The organism is Roseovarius spongiae (assembly GCF_003651245.1).
Taxonomy (GTDB): Bacteria; Pseudomonadota; Alphaproteobacteria; order Rhodobacterales; family Rhodobacteraceae; genus Roseovarius; species Roseovarius spongiae.
In genome coordinates this window covers 273428-289352 of record NZ_RAPE01000004.1, presented here as the reverse complement: position 1 = coordinate 289352, position 15925 = coordinate 273428, and the positions used below count along the sequence as shown (strand labels likewise).

Annotated in this window: 1 protein-coding gene (only partly in view); it reads right to left on the bottom strand. The window is 69.6% G+C overall.

Translation table 11 applies throughout. From position 1 onward, the window contains the following. Nucleotides 1-15925: the 5' portion of a CARDB domain-containing protein gene (locus tag D6850_RS14840; RefSeq protein WP_166434088.1), read on the bottom strand. 18842 nt of this gene lie to the left of the window's left edge; the window shows 15925 of its 34767 coding nt (coding positions 1-15925); the start codon lies at nucleotides 15923-15925; its stop codon lies beyond the left edge, outside the window.

Below are 15925 nucleotides of genomic sequence, written 5' to 3'. Positions count from 1 at the left end.
TTCCGGTCTGGCGATCGAATCGGGTGTTCTGATACTCGATCCGCACGTTGGCGGTGACGTCCTGAAGCCGGGTGAACTCCACCGTGTAGGGCGCGCCCAGGGCCACGCCCCGCGCGCTCTGCACATCGCCGGAGACCGAGACGGCGAACACCCCGCGCGGCAGGCTGGCGAAGCGCAGCGTGACCTCGCGCGTCTCTGCGTCGTAATCGACGCGGGTGATGGGGCGGATCTCGCCCATGCCGTCGATCAGCGCGAAATTGCGCGGGTCGAGCACCGATCCCGCCCCCGTGATCGCCATGTCATCGTCGAAGCGGAACGCGAAGCGCGCGATCGGCTGCGAGGTGATCGCGCCGTCGTTCAGCGTGCTCGCCACAACCTTCGGCGCATAGAGCGGGCGCAGCACGTCTAGCCCGGTTCCATGCGCCACCAGCACCCGCCCGTCGGCGAGCGCGGCGATGCCTTCGCCCCGGATCGGCGCGGCGGCGACGCTGACGATCTCGTGACTGGCCACGTCCAGCGCGAAGATGCGCGAAATCGCGTCCTCGCCCGCCCCGTCGCGCACGCTGGTGAGGATCGCGAGGCCGGCGAACTCGCTCCCCGGCGCGCCGAACGCGATGGAATCGAGCGGCGCCTGCACTTCGGCCACCACCTCGGCCCGCCCGTCTGCGCCGAAGCGCAGCACGCGGCCCCGGTCGGGCCAGCTCGTCCCCCAGAGGCTGCCGTCGGGCGCAATGGCGAGATCGTCCACGCGGGTGTCGGAGAAGGCCGCAAAGGTTTCGGTCACGGCGTCGAACAGCGCCACGCCGTCGCCGGTCGAGACAAAGATGCGGCCATCCCCGGCCACCGCGACCGACTGGGTGATCCCGTCGCCGTGCCGCCCGAGGATTTCGCCCGTCGCCGCGTCGATCTCGAGCAACGCGCCGCCCCCCGTCGTGGCCCAGAGCCGCCCGTCGGGCGTCTGCGCGAGATCGAAGATCGGCGCCTCATACCGCGCGAGCGGGGTTTCCGCGCCCGCGCCATCGGCATCCACGCGATAGAGCCACGCGCGGTCCGGCCCGCCGGAATAGAGGATGGACCCGTCCGCCAGTCCCAGCACCGCCAGCGCGCCGATGCCGCCCTGACTGCCGGGAAGTCCGGCGATGAAGGTCTCGAACGCAAACGGCGCAATGGCGGTCGCGAAGGCGCCGGGGCGCAGCGGGGAGATGGTCGCCGGCACCCCTTCGAGCGCCTGGAGGAACAGCGCGTTCTGCGGCTCGGGCAGGGTCGCGTCGGCGACCGGCAGCGGGGCGGCGGCGGTCGTGCCCTCGACCCGTGTGCCGCCCAGGTCCACCATGTCCGGCGCGAGGTCGCCGCCGGCCACGCCCGGCGGCGGCGCGTCGCGGTTGCCTGCTACGTCGCGGGCCAGCACCAGCACATCGACGCGGGCGTCTGCCGCGCTGTCCTCGGGCAGCGTGTAGACGAATTCGCCCGTCGTCTCGTCCGTCGCGACCCGGCGGAAATCGCCCCCGTCGAGCGAAACGTAGATGTTGGCCCCCTCGACGCCCGAGCCCCCCGGTTCGTCCGTCGCGGCCCAGGTGATGCGCGTATCGCGCGTCCCCGCTATCCGGTGCGCGTCCCATGTCGTGACCGGCGCGGCCTGATCCAGCCGGTAGGCGAAGGGATCGGTATCCGCGGGCGCGGCCACGTCGAGGATCACGCGCGCATCGGCGCTGACCATCGCGCCGCTGGTCGCGTCCGTGTCGGCCTGCACGCGGTAGCGCGCCGCGCCACTTTCGCCCGGACGCAGGATGCCTTGCGCGCCGTCCCCTTCGAGCAACTCGCCCGTCGCCGGATCGATCGCCTGCGCCAGCCACGTCGCGGTGCGGCTGGCGATGTCCATCCCCGCCGAGACGCGCAGCACGAAGCCGCGCGTCGCCGTCAGGTCGATATCGGTCTGGTAGAGCAGCCGTCCGTCCGGCACCTCGATGCTCAGATCGCCCAGCGCCAGCCCGCCCAGCCGGAAGCTGCGCGCGTCCAGCGCCTCGTCAAGCGTGGTGACGATGCGCAGTTCGCGCGCCGGGCGCGGGCTGGCCTCGTCCAGTTCGAACCCGATCTCGTGGGGCAGCGCCACATCGGCGGGCGCCCAGTTGTCGGCCCCCGCGCCCAGCGGCCCGCGCAGCCAGGCGCCGCCTTCGCCGCGCGCCACACCCGCGATCTCGCGGAAGCGGTCGAGGTCGAGCGCGCCAAGCTCGCTCGTGGTGGCGTCCGAGCCGAAATCGGGCAGATCGACCGCGCCTTCGCCCAGCCAGGGCGAATAGACGTTGAACGCGGTGAATGTGGTCGGGCGGTCGAGGCCACGGTCGTAATCGCCCGCCTCGGGCAGTTCCGCGACCGGCACGTCGAAGGGCAGTCCGCGCGGCGGGTTGCGCACGTCATAGCGCGCGATCGGCGCCATCTCGCCCGGCGTGTCGCCATACCATTCGCGCACCTTTGCATAGAAATCGACCAGGTCGCCGGTGCTGCGCAGTTCGTCCCCTGCCGGGCCCAGCAGCAGCCCCTGCGACAGCTGCGCGATGAGCGAGGTGACGCGCGGTTTCTCGAACACCGGCGGCGCGTCGGCCTCTTCGCGCAAGAGCCCGGCCGTTTCCAGCGCGGCGAGAAAGCCGTCGATCCACGCGCCCTCGTCCGCGGCGAGCGTTTGCAGCGCGGGCGCGGCTTCGGCGTCCGCCAGCACCGCCTGGCGCAGCGTTTCGGCCTCGGCGCGTTGGGCGGCGACGAATTCGGCGCGCGTCATCGGCGTGGCGGCCGCCAATACGTTGAACTGGAAGGGCAGATACCAGGGCAGGTCGCCCGAGATCACCTCGAACCCCGGATCGGTGAAAATCTCGTGAATCAGCGGATCGACCGCCTCGAGCGCGGGTACCCCGCCCGAGAGCGCGTCGGCCTCCGCCAGATCGGGGAAGGTATTGTAGAGATGGGTCTTGATGCCCTCGAAATCCCGGTCGATCAGCGCCTGCAAGCCCGGATAGGTCTGCACCGCGAACGTCATCTGCGCCTGCCCCTCGGCGTGCAGGTCGAACGCGTAACCGGGGGCGAGCAGTTGGCCACCCAAATTGACCGCCGATTGCGCGCCGCTCAGCCCCTCGGCAGGCGCGTCCGATCCGTCGCCCACGTTGGTCGCGAATTGCAGGAACGGCAGGCCGTAGGCCATGTCGCTGGTCCCGAGTTCGGGCGCGCCGAAGGTGAAATGCACGTAGGGCGTGTCGACATTGGTGAGGCTGTCCACCACCACGCTGTAGAACCCGGCCTGCCCCGCCGGCACCACACGCGGCCCGCCAAGCCCGACGGTCACGTCGCGCTCGACCTGCCGCTCGACGAGGTAGCGATAGGGCAGGATCGCCTCGGCCCCATCCGAATTGGTGACGATCACGTCGTAAAGCCCATGCTCCGCGCCTTGCAGGTCGAAAGTGGCGATCACCCGTGTGGCGTCGACGCGCTTGACCGAAACGGGGAGGAATTCGGCCACGCCGGGGCGGCTGAGCTTGACCACCGCGCCGGGCAGGATGCCCGCGCCGTCAATGGTCATGGTGACGAACCGGGCCGAGCCGCCCTGGTCCGGCGTCACGCCTGTGACCTGGAACGGCAGGATCTCGGCCCGTAGGGTGTGTTCGACCGCGTCCGCGCCATCCTCGCCGCCAAAGCTGCGCACGAGGATATAATAGGTTCCCGGCTCGGTCGAGGAAATCAGCGCCTCCTGCCGCGCGCCGAAGACGCTGCCCTGTGCTGCGTCGTAATCGGACTGCGTCGGCGGCTCCCCGGCCTTGAGGAACACTTCCCTGGGCGTCAGCGGATCGCCCCCGGTCAGCGATACGCGCAACGTCTCCCCTGCGGGAACCTCGATGCGGAACAGCCGTTCCGTGGCCGCGCCAAGGGAAACGGTGCGATCGATGCCGAGCGGGATGAGCGGGCTTTCCAACGTGATCGGGGCCGCGCCGAGCGTGGTGTTGTTGGCCTCGAAGGCGTCCTCGAACACCTCGTCGCGCGCGTCCGTGCGCACGATCACCCGCCAGGCGCCATCGCCCAAGATCGGCAGATCGGCATCGAGGCTTCCGGCATAGCTCGCCCCCGCCTCGAGCCCGCCCGAATGGGTGAACCGCCCGAGGAAGGTGTCACCGATGTCCCATTCCCCGTCGCGCGAGAGATACACCGCGTCGATCCACCGGCCCGCGGCGGCGGCGGCGGACTGGTTGGTGACGGTCCAGCTCACGCTGACCGGATCGCCCGGCGCGGGGCCGCCGCTGATCGCCACGTCCGACGCGATGAGGTCGGCGGGCGGGACCTGTTCGATCAGCAGCGGCTGGGCGGAGGCGCGGATGTTGGCCTCGCGCCCGTCCTCGAAGATCGCGCCGACCGGGGCGCCGGGCGATACCGGATCGCTCACCACGTAGACGAAGTACGACCCCGACAGCCCCTTGGGCAGCTTCGTCGCCAGGTCCACCTCGCGCAGCGCGCCCGCCTCGAGCGGGGTAAGGTGGTCGTGATAGCCGAGGAAGAAATCCCGCCGCGTGTCGAGAGATTCGTCGCGGCTGAGATAGACCAGATCGCGCCATCCGCCTTCGGTCGAGCGCGCGCCGCCATTCTCGATCGCGTAGCTGATGGTGAGCGGCTGACCCGTTATGCCCCGCTGCGGCAGGGTGATCGCGCTCACCACCAGGTCCGAGGTCTCGGCCGCCTCCACCGCGATGGGCGCGCTGGCGCGGTTGTTGCCCTCGCCGGCGAACTCGGCCACCTCGTCGGAGGTCGCGCGCAGCCCGCGCAGGCCGATCCGGATGGTCGAGGGATAATAGGTTCCGCCCTCGTCCGAGGTGGAGTCGGTCTCCATCAGGATCGTGTAATCGCCCCCGATCCCGAGCGGCAGGTCGAGCGTGACCGTCTCGGTATAGCTCTCGCCGACGCGGAGCGGGCCGATGCGGCGCAGCTCGCCCAGCATGTGATCCTGCGGGTCGAGCGCGCCGTCGCGCGAGATGAAGAACCGGTCATACCAGCGATCCTCGCGCGTGGCGCGGGTGCCGTTGTTGGTGACCGTGTAGGTGATTTCGACGCGCCCGCCGCTGGCGGCCCCGGCGGGCGCGTCGAAGGCGGTCACGACCAGATCGGGCTCGGCATAGGTGATGTCGACGCTGCCGCGCCCGAAATTGCCGGTGGGGTCGGCGTCGTCCTCGTAGACGCTCGAGGCGTAGAAACCCGACCCAGTGCGGGCTCCGCCGCTCAGGTATTCATCCTTCGGCATCCCGCCCCAGAGATAGGTATCCGTCGCGACATGCAGGAAGTAGTCGCCGTCCGTCCCCGCCGGCAGGGTAAATTCCGCGCTTTCGGTATAGCTGGCGCCCGCGGCTAGACCGTCTTCGTTCTGGTGGACCACCTGCCCCAGCAGCGTCGCGCGGGAGCGGTCGAACACCGCATCGCGCGACAGCCAGACCGAATCGCGCCAGTATTGCGTGCCGTCCCAGACCGCCGCCACGCCATCGTTACGCACGGTCCAGGTGATCTCGAGCGGCTCGCCCGAGGTGGCCCCCTCGGCCGCGCTGACGGCGATCACCCGCAGATCGGCGCTCGCGCCGGTCACGTCCGCCGCGCCAGAAGCGAGGTTGTTGCCCTCATTCTCCTCGACCACCGCCTGACGGCCCCGAACGGCGGCGTCGGTGATGACATGCACGTATTGCCCCCGCGCCGAAGGCGGCAGGTCGAACGTGGCGCTGGCGCTGTATTCCTCGCCCACGGCAAGCGCCCCGGTGCGGCGCACGTCGCCCAGGTTCCACAGGGTTTCCCCCGGCGCGCCCAGTTCCGCGCTGTCGCTGAGATAGACCCGGTCGATCCATGTCTCCGCCGTGCCGGTCAGACCCTCGTTGGCGACAGTCCAGTTGACGGTGAGCCGATCGCGCCCGGCATGGGCGGGCGCGTCGGTAGTGACGTTCGAGACCACCAGATCGGGGCGCACCGGCACGTAACCGATGATGTCGATTCCGCGCCCCTTGTAGTTGTTGTTGTCGATCTCGTTCGGGTCGTCCGGGTTGACGTTGATCGCCAGCGTGTCTTCGGCCACCACGTCATAGCTGTCCGACCAGGGCGTGATGAAATACTGCCCCGACTCGAGATCGCCGGGGATACGCACCCGCACGGTCATCTCGTAGCTTTCATTCAGTTCCAGCCCGCCGGTATGCGTCACCGTGCCGAGCAGGCGGGCCGAGTTGCCCTTGAGGAAATCGGCGCCGTCCACGTCCACGAAGGCCGAGGTGTTGGGCCGGCGCGCGTCGCGCGCGATCCAGATCGTGTCGCGCCACGTGTCGTCCAGCGTATCGCCCGCGCCGCGGTTGGTGACGCGGTAGCGCACTTCGATCTCGGACCCGGCGACGGCCTGCACCGGGGCGATCACGCTGCCGGTCACGAGGTCCGGGCGCGGCAGCGCGGTCACGTCGAACTTTTCCGCGCGCTGGTTGTCATTGTCCAACGGGTATTCGTCGACGCGGGCGTTGCTGTCCGCCGACACGATCACGTAGGCGTCGCCCGACCAGCGCAGCGGCACCGTGCCCACGTCCGAGGTGATCGTGTAGCTTTCGCCGGGGGCGAGGCTGAGCGGGTTGCCGCTGCGCGAGATCAGCACGTCGTCGCTGCTCAGCCTGTCGTCGAGCGACAGGTAAACGCTGTCCTGCCATTCGCCGGTCGCGGCGACGCTGCCCTGGTTGATGATCTCGAAGGTCGCCTGCTGGCTGCCGCCGGCGGTGACGTTCGGCGCGATCACCACGCTGGCCACCTGGAGGTTCGGCCGCGGGTTGAGCGTGACCAGCAGGGGCCGGTCGTCGCCGGTCGCGTTGTTGTCAGCCGCCGCGCCCTCTTCGTAGATGCCGCGGTTGTAATTGGTGATGACGGTAAGCGTATAGGCCCCCTCGATCCGCTGGGGCAGGCGGAAGCGTTCGGTGCGCTGGTAGCTTTGCCCGACGCCGAGCGCGCGGGTGTTGGTGAAGTTGCCGACGACGATGGCGGGCTTGGACGTATCAATCGGAACCAGCACCAGCCGGTCGGTCCATGTCCCGTCAAGCGGCGCGGCGCCCGCGTTGCTCACCCGCCAGGCGACGTCGATCAATTCGCCCTCGGGCGAGGTTTCGACCGTGGCGATGTCGCTTACCTGCAAGTCGGGGCTGGGGGCGAGCGTGATGGTGGTGGGCGCCGCGTCCGAGTGGTTGTTGTCGTAGAACACGAACTCATAAGGTCCGCGGCCATAAGCGGTCTCGACCCGCACGTAGAGCTGCCCGGAGACGCCGTTCGGCACGCCGATCGTCGCGCTGCGGCGGTAGCTGTCCCCGACCTCGAGCGCGCCGAGATGGGTGAAACTGGCGCTCGCCACCTGCCCGCTGCCGTCGGGGTTGCGCGACAGCGTGACGCGGTCGGTCCAATTCACCGCGTCGGTGACGCCGATCCCGTCATTGCGCACGGTCCAGGCGACATCGAGATCCGTGCCCGAGACGCCCGCCGCCGCGGCCTCGATGGTCGTGACCTTGAGGTCCGCATAGGGCTTGCGCGCGACATCCGCGTAATCCGGTGCTTCGGCGCGGTTGTTGCCGCGCGCGTCGTCCTCGAAGACGAGGCTGCCGGCGTCGGCCACCACGTAGATTTTCAGCCGCTCCGAGAATCCGGCGGGCAGGTCGATCGCCTCTGAACGGACATAGCTTTCGCCCGGCGCCAGCGCCCCGTCGCGCAGGTAGTTGCCCAGCAGGATATCGTCGCCGTCGCCGATGATGTCGTCCTTCGACGCCCAGACCTGGTCGGTCCACCCCGTCTCGCGCCCCTGTTCATCCGCGATATTGCTGACCCGCCAGCCGACGGTGATGACCGCCGGGTCGGCCACGGTCAGCGGCGGCGCGGTCACTTCGCTGACCGCGAGGTCCGAATGCGGGGCGAGCGCGACCGAGAAGGCGCGCGACAGCGTGTTGTTGTCCTCGAGATCCTGCTCGTCGTTCTGGTCCGTGGCGTCGGCCACGACGATGATCCGCCAGTCGCCGCGCGCGTCGATGGGGATACGCACGTCCGCGCTTTGCGCCTCGTCCGCGCCCGCCGCCAGCGCATCGCGCGCCCCGGTCGTGTGCAGCACGATGTCGCCGCTGTCCGCGATCCCGTCGCGCGACAAGAGCACCCGGTCCACCCGGCCCGCCGTCGCGTTGCCCGCCCCGGCGTTCTGCACCGTCCAGTTGACGGTGATGACGCTGTCGGACACCGCGCTTTCGGGGGCCGAGACGTTGACCACCTGGAAATCCGGCGTGGCGAGGCCGAAGGGCGCATCCGCCGCGGTCGCGTTATCCTCGCGTCCCGCCTCGAACACCTGGTTGTGGTGGTCGGTGACCACGAGGAACCGCCACGTCCCCGGCGGCAGCGAGGGCAGCGTCACGTCGAGCGTGGCATCCGCGCCCTGCCCCGGCTCCAGCCCCGCGACATGGGTGTAGTCCCCAAGGTAGCGCGCGCCGCTCGTCCCGCCCGTCCGGCTCAGATAGACGCGGTCGGTGAAGGGCGCGCGCGCGATCGCCTCGCCCGTATTTTCGACCCGCCAGGCGACGGTCGCGACATCGCCGGGCGAGCCGTCGGGCGGGCCGGTGACGTTCTGCACCACGAGGTCGGCGGCGAGCGAGGAAGAGATCGTCACCGGCTCGAGCGCGACGCCGGCGTTGTTGTCCTCGCTCGACCCCTCTTCCTGCGTATCCTCCGCGTCGGTCACGACGATCAGCCGGTAAGGACCGGTCAGCCCCGCCGGGATGGTGATCTCCGCGCTTGCCGTGTAGCTGCCGTTGGCGGCCAGCGGCCCGGCGGGGGCGGCGACTTCGGCCAGCAGGACATCGCCCGCGTCGAAGGCCGAATCCGCGCTCAGATACACCCGGTCGAGCCAGCCCGCATCCGTGGCCGCGTCGCCATCGTTGCCCACCCGCCAGGACACCGTCGCCGTCTGTCCCCAGCTTCCGGCGGTGGGACCGGCGACCGCCTCGACCACGAGATCCGCGCTCGCCCCCGGCGCGACGGTGATCGTCACCGGGCCGGCGGTGTTGTTGCTCTCGCCGTCGCCCTCGGTGACCGCGCCGGCAGCGTCGATCACGACGAAAAGCCGATAGTCGCCCAAAAGGTCGGGAGGCAGCGCGGCATTGAAGCTCACCGCGTCCGTGCCGCCCGCCGCCAGCGCGCCTCGCGCGACGTCCGCCAGCACGATATCGTCGGCGTTGCCGAGCGTGTCGTCCCGCGACAGGATCAGCCGGTCGGCGCGCGCGCCCGCCGCTTCGGCCCCGGCATTGGTCACGCTCCAGTCGATCTGCACCGACTGCCCGGCGACCGGCGCGCCGGTCACGGCGGGCGCGGTGACCGTAAGGTCGGGGTAGGTCTTTTCCCGCGCAGAAAAGAGAAGCTCGCCGAAGTTGTTGGCCTCGGCGTCGCCATCCGCGTTCACCTCGATCACCGCAGGCGAACTGCCGTTGTCGAGATAGAGCCGGAAACGCAACGCGCCCGCGCCATGCGCGCCCTCGGGCAGCGTGGTGGTGAAGCTGCGCGCGCGGGCCGCCCCGGCGGGCAGCAGCGCGCCCTCCTCGGCCGGGAAATCGATGCGCTGATTGACGAGGGTCGCGCGCGTGTCGATATTCGTGACCTGCAAGAGCGAGCGGAACGGGACGGGCAGGTCCGCCGTGCCGGCGTTGCGCACGGTCCAGGTGAAGGTGACGCTGTCGCCCGCCTGCGGGTGCGGGGTCGAGAGCGTCAGCCCCTCGATCACCAGGTCGGGCGCGTTGATGATTTCGGCCTGCGAGCGGTTGTTGGTCTCGCCCGTGCCGGCGTCATTGTCCTCGGGGATGGCGTTGTCGAGGTCGGTCGTCACCTCGAACTGCATCGCGCCGGTCCCGTCCAGACCTTCGGGCCAGGTGATCGTCGCGCTGCGCTCGGTCGTGGCGCCTTCGGCGATCGCGCCGTCGGTGGCCGGGTCATAGCCGAGGGTTTGCAGGATCAGCGTCGGGCTTCCCCCCTGGCTCAGGTTGCGCAGACGAAGCTGGTCAGAGAAAGCATGCGTCACCGCCGCTCCGCCCGCGTTGCGCAGGGTCCAGCGGACCGTGACCGAATCGCCGGGCCTGTACCCGCTAGTTGGCTCCGCGCGAATGTCCTCGACCACGAGATCGGCCAGTTGGTCGTTGAGCGCAGTGAAGGCGGCGCTGGCGGTGTTGTTCTGCTCCGGCGCGATGCCGCCGTCGGTCTCGTCCACGGCGTTGGCGATGTCGAGCTCAACCTCCGCCACCAGGTCTCCCGCGCCGAGCGAGCCCGACGGCAGCCGCAGCGTCGCCTGCCGGGTGGTCGCCTCGCCCGCGCCCAGTACCGCCGCGCCGGGGCCGGTCACGCGCACGCCGACGATCTCGCCGGTGTCGGCGCGGCGCAGGATCACCCGGTCGCGGCCCGGCACGGCGCCCGCCGCGCCGCTGTTGGTGACGGTCCAGCTCACGATCACGTCCTTGCCCGCCTGGATCGCGCCGCTCGCGCTCACCCCCACGCCCGAGGGCACGAGGTCCGCCGCCACCCGCGCGTCCGACCGGGCCGGGACCGGCGCGCGGAGCGGCGTCTCGACAAGGGTGAGCGCGACGGTCTGCGGCTCAGTGCGGTTTCGCGCGCCCTCGACCAAAAGGACGTATGCGCCATCCGCATGCAACGTCACCGCGTCCTGATCCGAAATCGCGCCGGCCTGCGCCAGCGCCTCGCGCCCGTCCGGGCCGATCAGGCGATAGCCGGCGGTGTAGACCGGTCCCTGTCCCAGCGTGATCTTGTAGCGCTGCCCCGCCTGCCCGTCGAAGCGGAACGCCTGCGTCACGTTGCCGGGGTCGAGCACCGCGCGCAGCGGCGCGCCGGGGGTGAGCGGCGCGGCGTCGGCGAGGTTCAGCAGGCGGAAGGGGAGCTCGGTGGTCGCATCGTCGCTGCGCTCGACGGTGAGACTGTAATCGCCGGCGCGGAGAAACACGCGGGAACCGGCGCCGGTGTCCTGGTCGAAACGCGCCTCGGCCACCTGGCGCCCGCGGCTGTCCCGTATCGTCCAATGCGCCGAGAAATCGTTCCGCAACGAATCGAAATAGACCTCGCCCGCCTGCGCCATTGTGAAGTCATAGACCAGCCGCGCGCGCGTATCGTCGGGGGTGTCCCGATACCGCGCGCCGAAATCGAGCGCCTGACGCGTTTCCTGCCGTTCGAGCAGGCGAAAGCTGTAGTCGAGCGATCCCGCGCGCCCGTCAAAGGGCAGCAGCAGCAGCGTCCATGTCCCCGTCTGCCCCAGCCGCGTCACACCCAGATCGTCGACCGCGCGCCGCCCCAACTCGGTCCCGTCCGGCGCGATGAGGCGGTAGTTGGCAAGGTAGGTCGATTGCGAGAACGAGAGGATATCGAACACCACCTCCTGCCCCGCCGCGCCATCGAAGCGGAACACATGCGCGTCCGCCGCCGAGTCGGAGGATCCCGTCACCGTCTCGCCCGGGCTGATATCGCGGCCCGCGCCGAGGTCGAGCAGGCGGAAATCGAACGGATCGAACGCGGCGGTTGAGTGCAGCCACAGATCGTAATCGCCGGCGGGCAGGCGGAAATCGCGCGCGTCGGCATTGTCGATCCGCCCGCCCGCCACCGCGGCGCCGGCGCTGTCGGTGACGCCCCAGGTGATGCTCTTGGTGCTCGTGAAACGGCTGTCGAACATCAGCGACTTGGCTTCGGCGAGCGAGAACGAGAACCGGTCCGCCGCGCCCCACATCGGCAGGTTCACGGTAGTCAGCGCGCCAAGGGTGATCGCCCCGGGGTCGGCGTTGCGGCGGGTGATCGTGGCGGTGCTCGGGGTTGTTTCGTTGGCGTTGCCGTCGATGACCAGCACGTAGCGTCCGCTCATCCGGGCCCGGAAATCCGTGCCGGTGAGGGAGTTGCCATAGGCGACCCGCGCCCCGTCCGGGCCGATCACCTGCCAGCGTTTACCGCCTCCGTCGTTGACCATGTCGAGCGCGACATGCTCGCCCAGGGTCGCGTCGAAGCTCAGCAGCGCCACGCTGTTGGCCGGGTCGCTCAGCACCGTTTGCGGCGTGTCGAGCGGCAGAACCGCACCGCTGTCCGCATCGAGGAACGTAAAGGCGTAGGCGTCGCTCGCGCTGGTCGACTGCACGTCGATCCGATACGTCCCGGCGGCGAGGTCGAGCGTATAAGTATCGTCCTGCCGGTCGGCGCGGTCGTACGCGTCATAGACCTCCTCGTTGATCCGGCGCGGGGTCATGATCTCGCCCAGCTCGCCATGCAGGGACACGCGCACCGCCGAAGAATTGGTCTGCCCGTCCATGATGACGCGGGTCGGCGCGGCCAGCGTCAACAGGTAGCTGTCAGGCGTGTTCGCCGCCGTGAGCGTGCCGCTCGCCAGTTGCCCCAGCGCCAGCGGCGCGCCGGTCAGCGCGCCGGGCGCGGCGGCCCCGGTTTCGCGCATGGCGAAGGCGAATTCGATATCGTCCGAGGTGTTGGTCGTGTAGCCATAGACGAGGATGTGATAGGTCCCGGTCCTGCGCAGGGTGAGGTCCAGGTCGCGCAGACCGTTATGTTCGAAGACCCGCCCGCCCTCGGGGTCATACATGGCGAAACTCATGTTTCCGGTCTGGACGAGGCGCTCGAATTCGACCATCTGCCCGGCGACGCCCGCCCAGCTGAACACCCTTCCTGCGGTCGACGGCGCAACGGTGATGAGACCGGTCGCAACGTTGTCGGCAAGCGGCGCGGCGTCGGCGAAATCCAGCAGCTCAAAGCGATAATCGCCGGTGAAGCCGCCCTGCGCTTCGATCACCAGCGCATAGTCGCCGGGGCCGAGGTCCATCTGCGCGCTGTCGAACGTGTAGCGCCGCAGGCTCACCGGGTCGCTGACCGGCACGCCGTTCTTTTCCAGCCGGAAGGTCAGCCCGTCGGTCGATGTCTCGGCCTTGAAGGCCAGTCGCGCCGCGGCGTCCAGCGTGAAGGTATGGCGGATGACGTCGCGGGGCCGCTCGATGGTTCCGGTGACGGGAGTGCCGGGGACGATCGCGCGGGTGAGGCTTTGCGCCTGCGTCACGCGATAGGTTATCTCGGCCCCATTGGGGCGGTCGGGGCGTTCGTCCAGGATAAGCGTATAGCGTCCCGGTCCGGCGGCGTAGAAGCTGAGGTCAGAGTTGAAATGCGTCGCGTCGACGACATGGTTGCCATGCGCGTCCATCACCTGCCAATAAACGTCGCCGCTGCGCGCGATGCTGTCGATCGTGACCTGCCCTGCATGGGTCACGTCGAAATGGCGGATGACGGCGTTCTCATCCAGCGTCTGCGTCACCTCCGTATCGAACGGCAGCGCCGTGCTCAGCGCCATATCCCGCAGGACGAAGGAATAGTCGGGCGTCTTCGCCCCGTCCGGCGTGATCCGCAGCAGGTATTCGCCCGGCGGCAGACGGAAACCGCGGCGATAACCGCTGAAGTAGTCGAAATGGCTATAGGGCTGTTGCGGCACCGGGTTGCCGTCGCTGTCCAGCACCGTGACCTGCGCATCAGCCGCGTTCAGCGCGTCAATGTAAAGCTGCGTTTCCCGCGTCAGCGTGAACCGATGATCGGCCCGGCCATAGGCCACCGGGATCGACCCGTCGACGCGGGCGCCAAGCGCGATGTCGATATCCTGGAACGCCGCCGTGCGCGCCGTGAACGCGTAGGTGAGGGGCCCGCCCTGCCCCGGTTGGGAATCGAGCATGACCAGGTAGCGCCCGTCGCGCGGCGGATCAAAGGAATACGCCCCGACCGCCGCGCTCGCGGCGAGGATGCGGCTGCCATCGGGCGCGAAGACCAGCAGGGCCGGATGATAATAGGTGTCCTTGCCTGTGAAGCTGGTGATATCCAGCGTTACCCGCTCGCCCCCGGTCGCGTCGATGGCCCAGCGGCGCATCTCCTGTCCGGGATCGACGGCGCCCGACTGCTCGATCCCTCGCATGATCAGCGGCGCGCTGCGATCGTCGCGCAGGGCGATCCGGGCGCTGCCGGTCTCGTCATCGCGCATTGTCAGGCGCAGCGTGTAGCGTCCGGGCCCGACCGCCGCGCGCATGTAATCCGCGCGCTGGGTGACATACTGGGCAAAGACCGAATTGCCGTCCGGGTCGAGCAGCCGGGCATAGACGCCGCCGGCGTTGTCGATGGATTGTTGCAAATCGAGGGTCACCACCGTCGGCGCGTCGATATCGACGTGGTAGTCCAGCATCTTGCCCGGCGTGTCGAGCGTCACCGTCTGCACCGTATCGAGCGCCAGCGGCAGCGGCAGTTCGGTGGCGTCGTAGAGCGTCGCGGTGTAGGCGGTGATGTCCTGCCCCTCGTCGCGGCGGAACTCGAACCGGTAGGCGCCGTCCAGCGGCGCGCGCAGCGCCTCGCCCGAGTTGATGCTGGCGGTCAAGTCGCTCAGATACCGCCCGTCCGGCCCGTAGGCGTAGATTCGCATCGAGCCGGTGGCGACGCCCGCAGGTTCCACCGCCGTCGGATCGAGATATACGCGCTGCCCCGCGACCAGATCGACCGTGACCGAGCGCACCGAGCGCACATCGTCGAGCGCGACCGAGAACGGCGTGCCGAGCGTGACCGGCTGCGCCTCTTGCACGTGATCGAAAAGCACGGCGCGGTAATCGCCCGCCGCATCGCCCTTGGCCCGGACGGTGAGCCAATAGGTCCCCGCCGGCACATGCGCCGCGACGCGCTGAAAGGCGCGGTCGCGGGCGCTGAAATGCGACAGCACGCGCCCCTGCGCGGATTCCAGCGTGATGTCGGTCTGTCCGTTCTGTGCGAGGCGGGTGAACATCAGATCTTGCGGCGCGGCCAGGTCGAACTGGTAGCGATGCGCCTCGCCCGCAACGCCGCTGAACGTGCCGGTGAGGATGTCGCCCAGCGCGCCTGCGAACTCGGTCACCGGGGCCGGCGCGCCGGCATAGGCGCCGTCGGCGGCGATGCTGAACGCGTAATCCCCGGTGCGCCCCTCGCCGGCCGTCGCCAACAGCCAGTATTCGCCGGCCGGCAGATCAAAGCTCTCCCCCCCGCTCGGCAGCCCGTTCGAGCCGTCAATGCTGCCGCCCCGCCCGCGCAATTCCCAGGCAGGCGCGCGGTAGCCGCCGCTGCCGGTGAGGGTGACGCGTGTGTCCGAGGCAAGGGTAAAGTGATGCAGATGCCGCTCCCCGGGCGTGTCGAGCGTGGCGTTCACCGTGGTCCCGAGCGTGTATTCGCGCGGCTCCGTGTCGCCGAGCGTGGCGGTCAGGGTAAAGCCCGCCGCCTCGGTCCGGTCGATACCGCCGTCGATCAGCAGGACGTGCCGGCCGCTCTCGCTCAGAACCGCGCCGAAGCTCGAGAAACCAGAACTCGCGACGACCTGCCCGGTGGGCGAGATGAGGGTCATGGACCCGGCGTTGGCGTCGGTGACTTCACTCAAGCCGAGGTTGAGATACTGCCCTGCCTGCGCCTCGATGCCGTATTCCCGCGCCTCGGTCCCGCGCGGCAGCGTCACCGCCTCGGGCGCGCCCGGGGCGAGCAGCGGATCGTCGGACAGATCGTTCAGGCGGAATTCGTAATCGCCGGTCTGCGCGTCGGCGCCGAAGATGCTGAGCGTATAGGTCCCCCGCGCCATCTCGAACACGGCGGGCGGATGGCGGTAGCGCCCGTCGGCCTGGTCGAGCCGGCTGCCCATGTCGACGCCGCCGGGGCCACGCAGCCGCCAGCTCAGCTCACCCGCGGTGAGCGCGTCAAAGCTGACCCGCGCGGGTTCGGCAAAGGTGATATGGTAGCTGTCCTCGTCGCCGGGCGCCGATATGGTCCCGGCGATGGGAAAGAGATCCGCCGAGAGCAGGAGGCGCGGCTCGAACGTCTCCATCAGGACACGGCGGGACAC